Source organism: Mesorhizobium sp. M0018, assembly GCF_040323955.1.
Classification (GTDB): Bacteria; Pseudomonadota; Alphaproteobacteria; order Rhizobiales; family Rhizobiaceae; genus Mesorhizobium.
The window spans coordinates 131,431-145,967 of the sequence record NZ_JAMYVL010000013.1 but is presented as its reverse complement, the minus strand read 5'-3'; the positions used below and the strand labels follow the sequence as shown (position 1 = coordinate 145,967).

Annotated in this window: 18 protein-coding genes; 10 read left to right on the top strand and 8 right to left on the bottom strand. The window is 62.3% G+C overall.

Translation table 11 applies throughout. The features are described 5' to 3' along the window. Positions 1 to 14 precede the first annotated feature (14 nt). On the bottom strand, positions 15 to 635 hold the full coding sequence (locus tag NKJ81_RS19730; protein ID WP_352541441.1) for a glutathione S-transferase family protein: 621 nt from the start codon (positions 633 to 635) through the stop codon (positions 15 to 17). Between the two features lie 11 nt (positions 636 to 646). Continuing rightward, positions 647 to 1,858, bottom strand: coding sequence for an NADP-dependent isocitrate dehydrogenase (locus NKJ81_RS19725; protein WP_292659842.1), 1,212 nt, complete (start codon positions 1,856 to 1,858; stop codon positions 647 to 649). A gap of 206 nt (positions 1,859 to 2,064) precedes the next feature. On the opposite strand from NKJ81_RS19725, the gene NKJ81_RS19720 reads away from it, so the two are divergent. From NKJ81_RS19720 to NKJ81_RS19705, 4 genes are all read left to right on the top strand, one after another. Continuing rightward, positions 2,065 to 2,931: an RNA methyltransferase gene (locus NKJ81_RS19720; RefSeq protein ID WP_352541440.1), complete on the top strand. Its 867-nt coding sequence runs from the start codon at positions 2,065 to 2,067 to the stop codon at positions 2,929 to 2,931. An 80-nt stretch (positions 2,932 to 3,011) separates the two neighbouring features. Beyond that, positions 3,012 to 3,644 (top strand): DUF805 domain-containing protein, encoded by a 633-nt coding sequence (locus NKJ81_RS19715; protein WP_352541439.1) that lies wholly within the window; start codon positions 3,012 to 3,014, stop codon positions 3,642 to 3,644. A gap of 157 nt (positions 3,645 to 3,801) precedes the next feature. Next, positions 3,802 to 4,614 carry a glutamate racemase gene (gene murI / locus NKJ81_RS19710; RefSeq protein WP_352541438.1) on the top strand — a complete coding sequence of 271 codons (813 nt, stop codon included), beginning with the start codon at positions 3,802 to 3,804 and terminating at the stop codon, positions 4,612 to 4,614. A gap of 76 nt (positions 4,615 to 4,690) precedes the next feature. Continuing rightward, positions 4,691 to 4,879, top strand: coding sequence for a DUF3008 family protein (locus NKJ81_RS19705; protein ID WP_023674705.1), 189 nt, complete (start codon positions 4,691 to 4,693; stop codon positions 4,877 to 4,879). A 90-nt stretch (positions 4,880 to 4,969) separates the two neighbouring features. Here the strand turns inward: NKJ81_RS19705 and NKJ81_RS19700 are convergent, their stop codons facing one another. Then, on the bottom strand, positions 4,970 to 5,182 hold the full coding sequence (locus NKJ81_RS19700) for a hypothetical protein (protein WP_023674706.1): 213 nt from the start codon (positions 5,180 to 5,182) through the stop codon (positions 4,970 to 4,972). 380 nt (positions 5,183 to 5,562) lie between these two features. Between NKJ81_RS19700 and rpsD the strand changes: the two genes are divergently transcribed. The 4 genes from rpsD (at position 5,563) to NKJ81_RS19680 (ending at position 8,494) form a co-directional block, all read left to right on the top strand. After that, positions 5,563 to 6,180 carry a 30S ribosomal protein S4 gene (rpsD, locus tag NKJ81_RS19695; RefSeq protein WP_023717376.1) on the top strand — a complete coding sequence of 206 codons (618 nt, stop codon included), beginning with the start codon at positions 5,563 to 5,565 and terminating at the stop codon, positions 6,178 to 6,180. Between the two features lie 152 nt (positions 6,181 to 6,332). Continuing rightward, the gene (ttcA, locus tag NKJ81_RS19690) at positions 6,333 to 7,220 is read left to right on the top strand and encodes a tRNA 2-thiocytidine(32) synthetase TtcA (RefSeq protein WP_352474638.1); all 888 of its coding nucleotides are present in this window, start codon (positions 6,333 to 6,335) and stop codon (positions 7,218 to 7,220) included. Beyond that, positions 7,210 to 8,037: an inositol monophosphatase family protein gene (locus NKJ81_RS19685; protein ID WP_352541437.1), complete on the top strand. Its 828-nt coding sequence runs from the start codon at positions 7,210 to 7,212 to the stop codon at positions 8,035 to 8,037. Before ttcA ends, NKJ81_RS19685 begins: the two co-directional genes overlap by 11 nt. A gap of 49 nt (positions 8,038 to 8,086) precedes the next feature. Then, complete coding sequence (locus NKJ81_RS19680) at positions 8,087 to 8,494, top strand: UCP034077 family protein (protein ID WP_352474640.1); 408 nt, start codon at positions 8,087 to 8,089, stop codon at positions 8,492 to 8,494. 18 nt (positions 8,495 to 8,512) lie between these two features. On the opposite strand, the gene NKJ81_RS19675 is transcribed toward NKJ81_RS19680, so the two are convergent. Both NKJ81_RS19675 and grxD read right to left on the bottom strand, forming a co-directional pair. Further along, complete coding sequence (locus NKJ81_RS19675; protein ID WP_502893744.1) at positions 8,513 to 9,712, bottom strand: multidrug effflux MFS transporter; 1,200 nt, start codon at positions 9,710 to 9,712, stop codon at positions 8,513 to 8,515. Between the two features lie 207 nt (positions 9,713 to 9,919). Beyond that, positions 9,920 to 10,255 carry a Grx4 family monothiol glutaredoxin gene (grxD, locus tag NKJ81_RS19670; protein ID WP_023674712.1) on the bottom strand — a complete coding sequence of 112 codons (336 nt, stop codon included), beginning with the start codon at positions 10,253 to 10,255 and terminating at the stop codon, positions 9,920 to 9,922. 163 nt (positions 10,256 to 10,418) lie between these two features. Between grxD and NKJ81_RS19665 the strand changes: the two genes are divergently transcribed. Further along, on the top strand, positions 10,419 to 10,814 hold the full coding sequence (locus NKJ81_RS19665) for a hypothetical protein (protein WP_352541436.1): 396 nt from the start codon (positions 10,419 to 10,421) through the stop codon (positions 10,812 to 10,814). Further along, positions 10,778 to 11,209, top strand: coding sequence for a phosphodiester glycosidase family protein (locus tag NKJ81_RS19660; protein WP_352541459.1), 432 nt, complete (start codon positions 10,778 to 10,780; stop codon positions 11,207 to 11,209). Before NKJ81_RS19665 ends, NKJ81_RS19660 begins: the two co-directional genes overlap by 37 nt. Positions 11,210 to 11,211: 2 nt before the next feature. On the opposite strand, the gene NKJ81_RS19655 is transcribed toward NKJ81_RS19660, so the two are convergent. The 3 genes from NKJ81_RS19655 to purL form a co-directional block, all read right to left on the bottom strand. Further along, positions 11,212 to 11,946 (bottom strand): class I SAM-dependent methyltransferase, encoded by a 735-nt coding sequence (locus NKJ81_RS19655; RefSeq protein ID WP_352541435.1) that lies wholly within the window; start codon positions 11,944 to 11,946, stop codon positions 11,212 to 11,214. A gap of 20 nt (positions 11,947 to 11,966) precedes the next feature. Next, complete coding sequence (locus NKJ81_RS19650) at positions 11,967 to 12,200, bottom strand: BolA/IbaG family iron-sulfur metabolism protein (RefSeq protein WP_023674714.1); 234 nt, start codon at positions 12,198 to 12,200, stop codon at positions 11,967 to 11,969. Positions 12,201 to 12,286: 86 nt separating this feature from the next. Next, a complete protein-coding gene (gene purL, locus NKJ81_RS19645) occupies positions 12,287 to 14,524 on the bottom strand; it encodes a phosphoribosylformylglycinamidine synthase subunit PurL (protein WP_352541434.1) in 2,238 nt (745 codons plus the stop codon). Positions 14,525 to 14,537: the final 13 nt, after the last annotated feature.

Here is a 14,537-nt window from a genome sequence, read left to right as displayed (position 1 = left end):
AATGCGCTCGAGAGTTAAGTCAGCCTGCCGGCAACGCTCGCACGCGCCGCAATGCGGGTCCACCAATTCTGGATCTCGGCAAACTCGGCCAGCAGGGCTTGTCCCTCGGCGACTTTGACGAAATAGCCGATGATCGGTGCGGCGTGCAGGTCGGCCAGCGTCAGGTCCGTTCCCAACAGCCAAGGCCCTTCAGCTTTCAGCGAGGAGAGCGCCTGCAATGCCATTCTTGCCTGCCGCAACCCGTTGGCGATCACGGCTTCGTCGGGCGGCGTTGTTTCCAGCCGCTCGACCGCGACATCCCAGACCATGGTCCTGTAGGCATAGGCGTCGAGCAGGCTGGTGATCTGGTTCATGCGTGCTCGAGGCCGGGCTTCGACCGGTTGCAGCGCCGGGCCGCCAAAGGCTTCGTCGACATAACGGGCAATCGCGCCGGTCTCGTAGAGGCGAAAGCCGTCATGCTCGAAGGCCGGGATGCGGCCGAACGGCTGGTGCTCGAAATACCAGCCGGGAATGCCGTCCGCGGCAAAGATGTCGACGGGCACGAGCTCGTAGCCGACGCCCTTTTCCTCCAGCACCAGCCGCACGATGCGCACATAGACGCTGTAGTCCGCGCCGTAGACGACGGGCTTGCCCATGCCGGTTGGGCTCAGGCCATCGCTTTCTGCAAATTCTCGTCGATCTTGTCGAGGAAGCCGGTGGTCGAAAGCCATGGCTGGTCGGGGCCGATCAGCAGCGACAGGTCCTTGGTCATGAAGCCGGACTCGACCGTCTGGATGCAGACCCTTTCCAGCGTCTCGGCAAAGCGCCTCAGTTCGGCATTGTCGTCGAGCTTGGCGCGGTGCGCGAGGCCGCGCGTCCAGGCAAAGATCGAGGCGATCGAATTGGTCGAGGTCTCCTCGCCCTTCTGGTGCTGGCGATAGTGGCGGGTGACGGTGCCGTGCGCGGCTTCCGCCTCGACGGTCTTGCCGTCCGGCGTCATCAGCACCGAGGTCATCAGGCCGAGCGAGCCGAAGCCTTGCGCCACCGTGTCGGACTGCACGTCGCCGTCATAATTCTTGCAGGCCCAGACATAGCCACCCGACCATTTCAGGCTCGAGGCCACCATGTCGTCGATCAGCCGGTGCTCGTACCAGAGCTTCTTAGCTTTGAATTCTGCTTCGAACTCCGCCTCGTAGACCTCCTGGAAGATGTCCTTGAAGCGTCCGTCATAGGCTTTGAGGATGGTGTTCTTGGTCGAGAGGTAGACGGGGTAATTGCGCAGCAGCCCATAGTTCAGTGAGGCGCGGGCGAATTCGCGGATCGATTCGTCGAGATTGTACATGGCCATGGCGACGCCGGCGCCGGGTGCGTCGAAGACGTCGTGCTCGATTACCTGGCCGTCCTCGCCGACGAATTTGATCGTCAGCTTGCCCTTGCCGGGAAAGCGGAAGTCGGTGGCGCGGTACTGGTCGCCGAAGGCGTGGCGGCCGACGATGATCGGCTTGGTCCAGCCGGGCACCAGCCGCGGCACGTTCTTCATGATGATCGGCTCGCGAAAGATGGTGCCGCCGAGGATGTTGCGGATGGTGCCGTTCGGCGACTTCCACATCTTCTTCAGCTTGAATTCCTCGACGCGCTGCTCGTCGGGCGTGATCGTCGCGCATTTCACGCCGACGCCGTATTTCTTGATGGCATTGGCCGAATCGATGGTCACCTGGTCGTTGGTGGCGTCGCGGTGCTCGATGCCGAGGTCGTAATATTCGAGCTTGAGGTCGAGATAAGGGTGGATCAGCTTGTCCTTGATGAACTGCCAGATGATGCGGGTCATCTCGTCGCCGTCGAGTTCGACGACCGGGTTCGCCACCTTGATCTTCGCCATGGAAAGAATGCCTCGCTTTTGGGGAACGGAACGGCCTTGCCCGCACGGCTGCCGGCCCTGGGATGCGGCCCGTATATCAAAGGCTTTTTGGCCGCGCAAACGGCGAACCGCGCCGTAGTGCCGGCATTCCTTGCGAAAGCTTCATTTTCGCCGCCAAATGTGGCAGGGGACTGCGAAATGCCGCAAACAGCAGTTCACTGACAACCATGGCCGCTACCCAGGATCCCGCCACCCCTCTTGCCTCCGGAACTCCAGCGTCCGGTCCGGCGATCATCCTGGTCGAGCCGCAGCTCGGCGAGAATATCGGCATGGTTGCGCGCGCCATGGCCAATTTCGGCCTTTCCGAGCTGCGGCTCGTCAATCCGCGCGACGGCTGGCCGAGCGAGAAGGCGCGTGCCGCCGCAAGCCGCGCCGACCACGTCATCGATGCCGTCAAGGTGTTCGATGACCTGGCCTCGGCGGTTGCCGATCTGAACTTCGTCTTCGCCACCACGGCGCGCGCGCGCGACAATTTCAAGCCGGTGCGCGGTCCGGTGGAGGCGGGCAGGGCGCTGCGGGCGCGGCAGCGGGCCGGCCAGCGCACCGGCATCCTGTTCGGCCGCGAGCGCTTCGGCCTCTATAATGACGAGGTCGGCCTCGCCGACGAGATCGTCACTTTCCCCGTCGATCCAGCCTTCTCCTCGCTCAACATCGCCCAGGCGGCCCTGCTGATGTCCTATGAATGGATGAAGTCCGGCCTGGAAGACGAGACCAGGACCAACTTCTCCGGCCCCGAAATGCCGCCGGCTGCCAAGGAAGAATTGCACGGCCTGTTGGCGTATCTGGAAGGTGCACTGGAGGCGCGCGGCTATTTCCGCCCGGCAGCGAAGAAGCCGAAGATGGTCGACAATTTGCGTGCAGTGCTGACCCGCCCCGGCTTTGCTGAGCCGGAGCTCAAGGTGCTGCGCGGCATCATATCATCGCTGGACAGGTTCTCGCCGGCCATGCCGCGCGGCGACGGATCGCCCGGCGACGATCCAAGGCGGCTCCCGGCGGCCGCGGCACGCGCTGCGAGGTCGAAAGACAAAGACTAGCCTCGGAACTGCCCATACCTCACCAGTAACCGAATGTTATTTGGTGTGATCCATTGTCTGGAAAACGATGGATCCTTTCGATGTTCAATTCAAATATCGGGCGTCTTCGCTTTTTCTTCTATTCCGCGGCCTTGCTGGTTGCGGAAATCGTGACATTCGTGCTGTGCGTCGTGGGGACCGTCGGCATCGAGGGTTTGGCCAATTCGAAACCCGGTCCTTCCAGGGAAGGGCTGGCCGCGGCTGTTCTCGTTACCTCGCTGGTGATCGTTCTGTTCCGCGCGAATTTCGCCTGGCGTCGAAGCCGCGACGCGCAAGGGTCGGGTTGGATCCTTTGGTCGTATATCGTGTTCTCGACGCTGTTCGCGATCCTGCAGGCCGGCACTGTTCTTGTCGTAAAATTCGACGGCGAAGATTCGCATTCCGGCCTTAACCTGCTGGGATTAGCTCTTGTCGGGCTGTGGGCCGTCATCTTGGCGGGCAAGCAGGCGGGCGGTGGCTCTGCGGATATGGCGTCATCCCTGAGTTTCGACGATTTCGACCCGCCCGGGCCGCTGCGCGGCACCGCCGCGCTCCATTCAGCGTCAGCCACCAGCGCGACGGCCCTGGCTGCAGCCTACGCCACGCGGGCCGCGCCGGTGCCGTCGAACCACCCTGCATCTCCGGCGAACGGCCGGCCGCGGCCCGGCGGCTTCGGCAAGCGCGGCCTTGTGTGACCGGCTCGCCGCATCAAGGCCATGATGGTTCCACATAGAGGCGGCCGGGATAAAGCATCATTGGCCGAAGCAGAAAGCATGGGCCGGGCCTTCCCCCGTGATCTCGTTTGTGATTCCCAGCCCTTAGTGATTCCCAGCCCTTAGTGACTCAATGACAATGACCGATCCATCGAGCACCCGTCCGATCCTGATGTTCGATTCCGGCATTGGCGGCCTCACCGTGCTGCGTGAGGCGCGCGTGCTGATGCCTGACCGCCGCTTCATCTATGTCGCCGACGACGCGGCGTTCCCCTTCGGCGGCTGGGAGGAGCCGGCGCTGAGAACACATATCCTGGAGTTGTTCGCCAGGCTGCTCGAACGGTTTTCGCCGGCCATTTCGGTCATCGCCTGCAACACCGCCTCGACGCTGGTCATCGATGCCTTGCGCGAGAGGTTTCCCGGCCACCCTTTCGTCGGCACTGTGCCGGCCATCAAGCCGGCGGCGGAACGCACGCGCTCAGGCCTGGTTTCGGTGCTGGCTACGCCCGGCACCGTCAAGCGCCAGTACACGCGCGACCTGATCAGCAAATGGGCGCAGAAATGCCATGTCCGCCTTGTCGGCAGCGACAGGCTGGCGGGATTGGCCGAAGCCTATATGCGCGATGGCTTTGCCGACGAGGACGCCGTGCGCGCCGAGATCGCGCCGTGCTTCGTCGAGCATGACGGGCTGCGCACCGACATCGTCGTGCTTGCCTGCACCCATTATCCGTTTTTGGCCAACCGCATGCGCAAGACAGCACCGTGGCCGGTCGACTGGCTCGACCCGGCCGAGGCGATCGCACGCCGGGCGCTGTCGCTGCTTGCCGATACCGAGGCCCGCTATCGCAGAGAGGCACTGCCGGAAGGCGCCGACCTTGCATTCTTCACCTCGAACAGCGCCGATTTTCCGACGCGCCGGCTGATGCAGGGATTTGGCCTGGCGATATCCTGATCGCAGGCAATTTTCGCTTTGGGAACATCACACCGGACAATGCGTTTTCCTCTCATTGGAAACGGGAGAAACCATCATGCCAGCCACCTCAAAAGCCCAGCAGAAAGCGGCCGGCGCGGCATTGTCAGCCAAGCGCGGCGAGACCAAGAAGGGCGCGCTCAAAGGCGCGTCGAAGGGAATGTATAAATCCATGAGCGAAAAACAGCTCGAGGAATTCGCCGAGACCAAGCGCAAGGGCCTGCCGGAAAAGAAGTCGAAACACTGATCGACTGGCCATTCTGACGGCGGATGCCGGTCAATAAAAGGCCCGCGGCTGAGCCGCGGGCCATGAAGTCTCAACGGGCGAGGACGAAAATTACCAGTTCCAGCCCCACCCGCAGCGCCGCACTTTGTAGCGGATCACCTTGCGATGACCGTGCCGCCACACCACCTTCTTTTTGACCACGATGCGGCAGACCTGGTGATGCCTGTGCCCATGCCAATGCCGGGCCTGCGCCGGCTCGGGCGCGACCGCCATCGTGCCGGCCATCACCGCGGCTCCTACCAACGTAAGGAAGAACTTCTTCATGCGAATTCCAGCTCCTCTGACTTCAGTCCCTTCCTGATGCCGCTGGCGCAACCTCCCGCCACATCCGGCACGTTCTACAACCGTAACACTATCCGGTTCGGCGATTCGCGCCAGCCGGAAGCTTGACAGCGGTTAAATCTCCGTTTAACCAGCCCACCAACACCGGGCCGCAATGCCCGGTGGTTTTCTTTATGTGTGCGAGACGTTTGGGAAGCCGGTTTTACTTTCCCTATGTCTTGTTTGAAATGACGTGTCCCGTGGGTTTTCCGTCGCGTTGCGTGGAAAACCCTGTCAGGTCTCGAAAACGGAGGCCAGAGGAGGGCGCGTTTCCTTCACCCGGACCATGAGGTTCCGGGTGCATTGTTTTGAAAGGGAATGCGATGAGCAAGCGCGAATCCGCGAAGTACAAGATCGACCGCCGTCTTGGCGAAAACATCTGGGGCCGCCCGAAGTCCCCGGTCAACAAGCGTGAATACGGCCCCGGCCAGCATGGCCAGCGCCGCAAAGGCAAGCTTTCCGATTTCGGCCTGCAGCTGCGCGCCAAGCAGAAGCTGAAGGGCCACTATGGCGACGTGTCGGAAAAGCAGTTCCGCAAGGTCTATGAAGAGGCGGACCGCCGCAAGGGCGACACCTCGGAGAACCTGATCGGCCTGCTCGAATCGCGCCTCGACGCGGTCGTCTACCGCGCCAAGTTCGTGCCGACCATCTTTGCGGCGCGCCAGTTCGTCAATCACGGCCACGTCAACGTCAACGGCAAGCGCGTCAACATCGGCTCGTACCGCTGCAAGCCGGGCGACGTCATCGAAGTGCGCGAGAAGTCGAAGCAGCTGGTCATCGTGCTGGAATCGGTGGGCCTGGCCGAGCGCGACGTGCCCGATTATATCGAGGCCGATCACAACAAGATGACCGCGGCTTTCACGCGCATCCCCGGCCTGGCGGACGTTCCGTTTGCCGTGCAGATGGAACCGAACCTGGTCGTCGAATTCTATTCGCGCTGATCGGCGCGTTCGTCGCGATACAATCGAAGGCCGCCCGTCGAGGCGGCCTTTCTTTTTTCGTTCCTTTTCCGCGGCGTGAATCCGAAATCGATTTCGGTTTTCGGTCCGATGCGCTACTGCGGGCGGCAACAGGATCTTGGGGCGGACGCGCCATGAATATGCTGCCAGACGCCGAAACACTCGAACCGGTCGCCGACACCGAAGGCGGCTTTCATCCGCTGTTTGCCGATGTGCCGTCCTCCGTCGAGTTCAACAAGCTGCGCAAACGGCTGTTGCGGCTTGCCCGCCAGGCGATCGACGATTTCGCCATGGTGAGACCCGGCGACCGTTGGCTGATCGCTCTGTCGGGCGGCAAGGATTCCTACGGCCTGCTTGCCGTGCTGCTCGATCTCAAATGGCGCGGGCTGCTGCCGGTCGAGCTGTTGGCCTGCAATCTCGACCAGGGCCAGCCGAACTTTCCCAAGCACATATTGCCCGATTATCTCGATAGATATGCCATTCCGCATCGCATCGAATATCAGGACACCTATTCGGTGGTCACCGACAAGCTGGCCGAGGGCAGCACCTATTGCTCGCTGTGCTCGCGGCTGCGGCGCGGCCATCTCTATCGCATTGCCCGCGAGGAGGGCTGCTCGGCGCTGGTGCTCGGTCATCACCGCGAGGACATACTGGAAACCTTCTTCATGAACCTGTTCCATGGCGGACGCCTTGCCGCCATGCCGCCGAAGCTGCTCAACGACGAAGGCGATGTCATGGTGCTGCGGCCGCTCGCCTATTGTGCGGAAGCCGATCTCGAGAAATTCGCCGGCGCCATGAAATTCCCGATCATTCCGTGCGATCTGTGCGGTAGCCAGGAAGGCCTGCAGCGCAACGCCATGAAGGCGATGCTCGACGACATCGAGAAGCGCATGCCTGGCCGCAAGGACACGATGATCCGCGCCATGACCAATGTGCGGCGTTCGCATCTGCTCGACAGGAAGCTGTTCGATTTCGCCGCCCTCAACGAAACCCTCACCACCAGGCGTCCCGATGACATTTGACGATAGCGCGATCGACTGGCTTGCCGACCTTCTGTCGGAAGCCGCCGTCGCCGAGATCATGCCGCGCTTTCGCCGGTTGAGCGAGGGCGACGTCCGTCGCAAGACCTCGGCCGCCGATCTCGTCACCGAGGCCGACGTCAATGCCGAACGGCTCATCACCGCCAGGCTGCGCCAGCGTTATCCCCACGCAATGATCGTCGGCGAGGAGGCCTGCTCCGACGACCCGACGCTGCTCGACGGTCTCGGCGATGCCGAACTCGCCTTCGTCATCGACCCGGTCGACGGCACCTTCAACTTCGCCTCCGGCGTGCCGCTTTTCGGCGTCATGCTTGGCGTCGTGATCAAGGGCGAGACGGTCGCCGGCATCATCCACGATCCCGTCGGCAAGGATTGGCTGATCGGCGTTAGTGGCGCCGGCAGCCATATCCGCCATGCCCATGGCAATCTGGAAAAGGTCCATGTCGCCAAACCGGCGCCGATGTCGGAAATGACCGGTGCGGTCTCATGGCACTACGTGCTCGAGCCGGACCGCTCACGTTTGGCGCGCAACCAGACCAAGTCGCTATCGCAGTTCAATTATCGCTGCGCCGCCCACGAATACCGCCTGCTGGCCAGTGGCCACGGCCATTTCGTCGTTTACAACAAGCTGATGCCTTGGGACCACCTGGCCGGCGTGCTGATCCATGCGGAGGCCGGCGGCCATGCCGCGCGCTTCGACGGCAGCGCCTATCTGCCGTCGCATGTCGGGGGTGGCCTGCTGGTCGCGCCGGACCGGGAGAGCTGGCGGGAGCTGCGCCGCGAGCTCTGGGCAGAATAGCTCTTCGCTGCCAAAGTTGTCCAATCTTGTGCGAAACCGGAGATCTCGAATGAAACCTCGGTCCGCAATTGTTGCAACGGCCTTTGCCCTTGCCTTGGTTGCCGGTGTCAATGAAGCAAGCGCTGGGGAACGCGCATGTCGCAGTCCCGACTCCGTCGACACCATAGACGAGATGTTCTCCGCGATCTTCGCCTGTTGGAAGCCGCCGCGCGGAACCGCGGGCATGACCCTGACGCTGCAGTTCTCAATTCGCCGAAACGGCACGCTTATCGGCAAGCCGCGCGCCACCTACTCCCATCTAGGGGACGATGGTCCGCTCAATCGGGCCTTCGTGGCTTCCGTCCTCGAGGCGCTCGACAAGGCTCTTCCACTGCCCGTTTCGGACAGTATGGGTGGAGCAATCGCAGGACGTACGCTGTTCCCCCGCTTCACCGCGGTCAGTGAGGGTGCATCCTAGGCGCACGCGCAATGTGCATTAAACCGGCGGGTTATGCGGCTGGAACAGTCTGCCGCGCTCGGCCAGCAGGATCATCAGCAGCGCCGCCACCGACACGCTGCAGAACCCGGCGGCCAGCGGCGTCACCGTGCCGTTGAAGGCTTGGCCGATCAGCGTACCGAGAATGCCGCCAAGAAATGTCTGCATGAACCCAAGGATCGACGACGCAGTGCCGGCCAGGTGCCCCAGCGGCTCCATGGCGAGCGCGTTGAAGTTCGCGCCTAGCGCGCCGAACGGGACCATGGCGCAGGCAAAGAAAGTAATGAAGAGCCAGAGCGGCATCTTTATTTCGATGGAAACGACCAGCCAGGCAAGGCTGATGGCCAGAAACAGCAGCAGCGCGCTTTGCGACAGACGGCGCATGCCGATGCGGCCGACGAGGCGCGAGTTGAGGTAGTTCGAAAAAGCAAGTACGCCGGCAACCCCCGCGAAGATGACGGGGAACATCTCGCCGACATTGAACACGCTGACATAGATTTGCTGGGCCGAGGCGATGAAGCCGAACATGGCGCCGAAGATGAAGGTGCTGGCAAAGGCGTAGCAGAGCGCGATGCGGTTGGTGAGAACGATGCGGAAGCCGCCGATGATGGAGGACAGCGTCAGCGGCCGGCGATATTCGGGGTGTAGTGTCTCGGGCAGGCGCAGCAGCGACCAGGCGGACACGATCAGCGCGCCGGCTGCCATGGTGACGAAGATCACATGCCAGGTCGCAAACAGCATGATGAACTGGCCGATACCGGGCGCCACCACCGGAATGGCCATGAACACCATGAAGATCAAGGACATGACTTCGGCCATGCGCCTTCCGTCGAACGTATCGCGCACGATCGAGACGGCAATGACGCGCGTCGCCGCCGCGCCGATGCCTTGCACCGCCCGGCATAGCAGAAGCGTGGCGAATGACGGGGCGATTGCCGCAGCGCCGGCCGCCAGGACGTAGATCACCAGCCCTGCGACAAGCGGCGCGCGGCGCCCGAAGCGGTCCGAGATCGGCCCGAAGAACAGCTGTCCGCCGCCAAAGCCAAGGATATAGGCGGTGACAACATATTGCCGGTGGTTTTCATTTTCGATGCCAAGCGAAGCGCCGATCTGCTGCAGCGCCGGCAAAATAATGTCGATTGCCAGCGAATTGAGCGCCATCAGCGCCGCGCACAGCGCAATGAATTCCCAGCGCGGAATGGGCAAGGTGCTTGCCTTTTGCTGCGCTTGTGCTTGCTGATCCAAGGCCAGTCCGATCCTCAAACGAAAATGCGCCGGCTGGCCGACGCATCCATTCGTTGATTGCCCGATAGCGGGCAGAACTTTTTGCCAAGGTGGGGGCTGCCCCGGCGCTTAGCGCATGACCCCCGAAAATCGCAGGCGGAAGGTCATACGCAGAAACAGAAGTCAGGCGGCGCCTTTGACGCTGACGCCCTTTTCGACGAGGAAGGTCTGCAATTCGCCCGCCTGGAACATCTCGCGGATGATGTCGCAGCCGCCGACGAACTCGCCCTTGACGTAGAGCTGCGGGATGGTCGGCCAGTTGGAATAGTCCTTGATGCCTTGCCGCAGTTCGGCCGACGTCAGCACGTCGACGCCCTTATAGTCGGCGCCGATATAGTCGAGGATCTGCACGACCTGGCCGGAAAATCCGCATTGCGGGAAGCCGGGCGTGCCCTTCATGAAGAGAACGACGTCGTTGCCCTTCACTTCATTGTCGATGTAGTCGTTGATGCCGCTCATGGAATACCCTTTCATGCCTGTGGGAGTCAGGCTCGAACATTACCCTTCAAATAAACCCATGGGTTGCGCGAAACAAGATGTTTGCCGCCTTGCCATGCAAATGGCGCAAAGGAACGTCTGATCTTGGGCCAAGAGCGTTGGCCACCATCTTTCCCGAGGCGCGATGAAAAGACGATATCTCGCCGGGTTCCTCCTCGCCGTTCTGTTCGCCGCACTGTCCTTGATCTGGTGGGCCAGGTCGCCGAGACAGCCATCTCTCGTCGTCGGCGGTGAATTACCGGCGCCGTGCCGCGACGCGAGCTTCGAGGCGGTCGCCTATGTCGTCTGCGAAATCGATCTGCGCCACTATGACATCGGTGTGTTCCACGCAGGCCTTGACGGCAAGGCTTTCGGTTCACTGGACAAATTCGACAAGGCGATGGCGGATCATGGCCGGCCGGTGCTGCTCGCCATGAACGCCGGCATGTATCACCAAGACCTCCGGTCGGCCTTCTCGTCGAAGACGGCCGGGAGAAGGCGCCGATCAACGTCGCCGACAGCGAAGGGAATTTCTTCCTGAAACCGAATGGCGTCTTCCTGGTCCGGAAGGACGGCAAGCCGGCGGTCATGGAGACAAGCGCCTATGCTGCGACCAGACTGGACGTGATGTTTGCCACGCAATCCGGCCCGATGCTGGTGATCGACGGCCGGCTTCATCCCCGCTTCGAGCAAAACGGCACATCGCGCTATATCCGCAATGGCATCGGCGTGCGTGACGAAAACACTGTCGTGCTGGCGATCTCGCGCTCTGAGGTCAGCCTCGGCAGCTTCGCGCGACTGTTTCGAGATGCGCTCAATTGTCCCAACGCGCTTTTCTTCGACGGGGTCGTTTCGGCGCTGTCGAACGGCGAGCGGATGATTGTGGGTGGAAGCTATCCGGTCGGGCCGATCATCGCCGTGTCGGCGAAAAGGTGAATTTATTTATGCGCACGTACGCATATGAATGCCGGCGCCAAACTCAGTTCGGCAAAATGCCTGGAGTCGACCATTTCCATCTCGGGCGCGGGAACCGGCTCGACGAAACGATCGAGCGTCCAGCCTGTGTCGGCAAGCCCGTTGAGGATATCGCCGAGCGGCCTGCGATAGGATTCGACATAGGGCTTGGGCTCCCCAAAACCTCCCCAATACATGCCCCAGCGATTCGTTTCAAAATAGGTTTTCGTCCCGCGCGTGCGCGTGTCCTGCCAGTCGCGCATTGGATGGCCCATAGAGAACACCAGCCAGCCGCCCGGGCAGGCCACGCGATGAAACTCAGCGAATACCGGCTCCAGTTTTTCGACATAGTCGAGCGCCAGCGAGCAAAGTATTCGGTCGAAACTGCCATCCGCGAGCCAGTCGAGAGCCCTTTCGAGGTTGCCAAGCCGGATATCGACATCGAGCCCAGCGCATCGCTGACGTGCCAGAGCCAGCATTTCCGGCGTAATGTCGAAGGCACTTACCCGCGCACCTGAGCCAGCCAGCTTTTCCGAGCAGATACCGGAGCCGCAACCGGCGTCCAGTATGTTCAGACCCGTCACGTCGCCCAGCAACTCCAGCGAGGCTGGCCGTTCATAAAGGGCGTTGTGGGGCTTGATCGGCGCCAGCGCGTCATAGCGCTCGGCGAAGGAAGCATAGGCACTGACTGCAACCGGATCGCTGTCGCCTTTGGCCATGACTTCCCGCTTGCGTAGAATTAGTCCGGCACGCTGGTCTGCAGGGCAAGCGCGTGCAACACGCCGCCCATATTGCCCTTCAGCGCGTCATAGACCATCTGGTGCTGCTGGACCCGGCTTTTCCCGCGAAAGCTTTCGGCCACAACCTCAGCCGCATAATGGTCGCCGTCGCCGGCCAGGTCGCGAATCGTCACCTTGGCGTCGGGAATGCCTTCCTTGATCAGCCGTTCGATGTCGTGGGCGTCCATTGCCATATGAGGATTCCTTGTTCAGGTCGTGATCTCATAGATATGGTCGAAATGGCGGATGAACCACAGGGAAAGGGGCCCACTCGATCACATCACGGGTCCACGACCTCATTTGCCATGAAGCGAGGGAACCAGGATTCGTGGGCGGCGGTCAATTCGCTGACCGGTATCGCACGCGCCTCGCCCAGCTTCAGGTCGCTGCCGCCGGTCGAGCCGATCCACGGCGCAAAAACGCCGAGCTTGTTTTGTTGTTCGCGAATGGCGTCCCATTGCTCGCTCTGCGGGTCGATCGACAGCGTCAGCAGATAACGGCCTTGGTCCTCGCCGAACCAGACGGGGATTGGATCCGTACCGATCAGGCCGGGGATGGTCGCGCCGATGCCGGAGGCCATCGCCATCTCGGCCAGCGCCACCGCGATGCCGCCATCGGAAACGTCATGCGCCGCGGTAACGACACCGGAGGCGATCAGTGCCCGCACATGATCGCCGACCCGCTTCTCGTGGCCGAGATCGACCGGCGGCGGCGGGCCGTCGGCGCGGCCAAAGATGTCGCGCATATAGACCGACTGGCCAAGATGCGAGCCCCATATCGTCGGCGCGCCGACCAGCACGATCATCTGGTCTTCGGCGGCAAAGCCGATGCGCACCATTTTCGACCAGTCGGCAATCAGACCGACGCCGCCGATGGTCGGTGTCGGCAGGATGCCCTGTCCGTTGGTCTCATTATAGAGGGAGACGTTGCCGGAGACGATCGGAAAGCCAAGCGCCCGGCAGGCATCGCCGATGCCTTTCACAGCACCAACCAGCTGGCCCATGATCTCCGGCCGTTCCGGATTGCCGAAATTGAGGTTGTCGGTGGCCGCGAGCGGCAGAGCGCCGGTGGCGGTAAGATTGCGCCAGCATTCGGCAACCGCCTGCTTGCCGCCCTCGTAAGGGTCGGCCTCGCAATAGCGCGGCGTCACGTCGGAGGAGAAGGCGAGCGCCTTGGTCGGGTGGCCATCGACGCGCACGACACCGGCGTCGCCGCCGGGAAGCTGCAGGGAATTACCCTGGATCAGCGTGTCGTACTGCTCCCAGACCCAGCGGCGCGAGGAAAGGTCCGGTCCGCTCAGCAGCTTGAGCAGTGCGTCGGCCACATCGGCTTGCGGTGCATCGCCGGCCAGCGGCGCCGGCTTCTTCGGCTCGACCCAGGGACGGTCATATTCCGGCGCTTGATCGCCGAGATCCTTGATCGGCAGGTTGGCGACCTCGTCGCCCTGGTGCAGCACGCGAAAGCGCAGATCGTCGGTAGTCTTGCCGACGATGGCAAAGTCGAGGCCCCATTTGTGGAAGATCGCCTCGGCCTGTTTTTCCTTTTCGGGGCGCAGCACCATCAGCATGCGCTCCTGGCTCTCCGAAAGCATCATCTCATAGGCGCTCATGCGCTCTTCACGCACCGGCACCTTGTCGAGATCGAGCTCGATGCCGAGGTCGCCCTTGGCGCCCATCTCGACCGCCGAGCAGGTGAGGCCGGCGGCACCCATGTCCTGGATGGCGATAACGGCGCCGGACGCCATCAGTTCGAGGCAGGCTTCGAGCAGGCATTTTTCGGTGAACGGATCGCCAACCTGCACGGTGGGCCGCTTCTCGTCGATCTTGTCGTCGAACTCGGCCGAGGCCATGGTGGCGCCGCCGACACCGTCGCGCCCGGTCTTGGCGCCGAGATAGACCACCGGCAGGCCAACACCCTTGGCTTCCGACAGGAAGATCGCATCAGTCTTGGCAAGCCCCGCCGCAAAGGCATTGACCAGGATGTTGCCATTGTAGCGGGCGTCGAAATTGACCTCGCCGCCGACTGTCGGCACGCCGAAGGAATTGCCATAGCCGCCGACGCCGGAAACGACACCGGCAACGAGGTGCCTGGTTTTGGGGTGGTCCGGCGCGCCGAAGCGCAGCGCGTTCATCGCCGCGATCGGCCGCGCGCCCATGGTGAAGACATCGCGCAGGATGCCGCCGACGCCGGTCGCAGCTCCCTGATAAGGCTCGATATAGGAGGGGTGGTTATGGCTCTCCATCTTGAAGACGACGCAGTCGCCGTCGCCGATGTCGACCACGCCGGCATTCTCGCCCGGGCCCTGGATGACTTGCGGCCCGGTGGTCGGCAGCGTGCGCAGCCACTTCTTCGAGGATTTGTAGGAACAATGCTCGTTCCACATCGCCGAAAAAATACCAAGTTCGGTAAAGCTCGGTTCGCGCCCGACTAGGTCGAGGATGCGCTGGTACTCGTCGGGCTTCAGCCCGTGCGCGGCAACGAGTTCAGGAGTGATCGGCACGGAATTGGAAATGGTCATGATCGGCAATTGT

Bases quoted from the DNA above. Each gene is read 5' to 3' on its own strand.
- NKJ81_RS19730 (WP_352541441.1), bottom strand. From the start codon at position 635: ATGGGCAAGCCCGTCGTCTACGGCGCGGACTACAGCGTCTATGTGCGC.
- NKJ81_RS19705 (WP_023674705.1), top strand. From the start codon at position 4,691: ATGCCAGCCACCTCAAAAGCCCAGCAGAAAGCGGCCGGCGCGGCATTG.
- NKJ81_RS19655 (WP_352541435.1), bottom strand. From the start codon at position 11,946: ATGGCCAAAGGCGACAGCGATCCGGTTGCAGTCAGTGCCTATGCTTCC.
- NKJ81_RS19725 (WP_292659842.1), bottom strand. From the start codon at position 1,858: ATGGCGAAGATCAAGGTGGCGAACCCGGTCGTCGAACTCGACGGCGAC.
- rpsD (WP_023717376.1), top strand. From the start codon at position 5,563: ATGAGCAAGCGCGAATCCGCGAAGTACAAGATCGACCGCCGTCTTGGC.
- NKJ81_RS19700 (WP_023674706.1), bottom strand. From the start codon at position 5,182: ATGAAGAAGTTCTTCCTTACGTTGGTAGGAGCCGCGGTGATGGCCGGC.
- NKJ81_RS19650 (WP_023674714.1), bottom strand. From the start codon at position 12,200: ATGGCAATGGACGCCCACGACATCGAACGGCTGATCAAGGAAGGCATT.
- NKJ81_RS19685 (WP_352541437.1), top strand. From the start codon at position 7,210: ATGACATTTGACGATAGCGCGATCGACTGGCTTGCCGACCTTCTGTCG.
- NKJ81_RS19680 (WP_352474640.1), top strand. From the start codon at position 8,087: ATGAAACCTCGGTCCGCAATTGTTGCAACGGCCTTTGCCCTTGCCTTG.
- ttcA (WP_352474638.1), top strand. From the start codon at position 6,333: ATGAATATGCTGCCAGACGCCGAAACACTCGAACCGGTCGCCGACACC.
- NKJ81_RS19715 (WP_352541439.1), top strand. From the start codon at position 3,012: ATGTTCAATTCAAATATCGGGCGTCTTCGCTTTTTCTTCTATTCCGCG.
- purL (WP_352541434.1), bottom strand. From the start codon at position 14,524: ATGACCATTTCCAATTCCGTGCCGATCACTCCTGAACTCGTTGCCGCG.
- grxD (WP_023674712.1), bottom strand. From the start codon at position 10,255: ATGAGCGGCATCAACGACTACATCGACAATGAAGTGAAGGGCAACGAC.
- murI (WP_352541438.1), top strand. From the start codon at position 3,802: ATGACCGATCCATCGAGCACCCGTCCGATCCTGATGTTCGATTCCGGC.
- NKJ81_RS19720 (WP_352541440.1), top strand. From the start codon at position 2,065: ATGGCCGCTACCCAGGATCCCGCCACCCCTCTTGCCTCCGGAACTCCA.
- NKJ81_RS19665 (WP_352541436.1), top strand. From the start codon at position 10,419: ATGAAAAGACGATATCTCGCCGGGTTCCTCCTCGCCGTTCTGTTCGCC.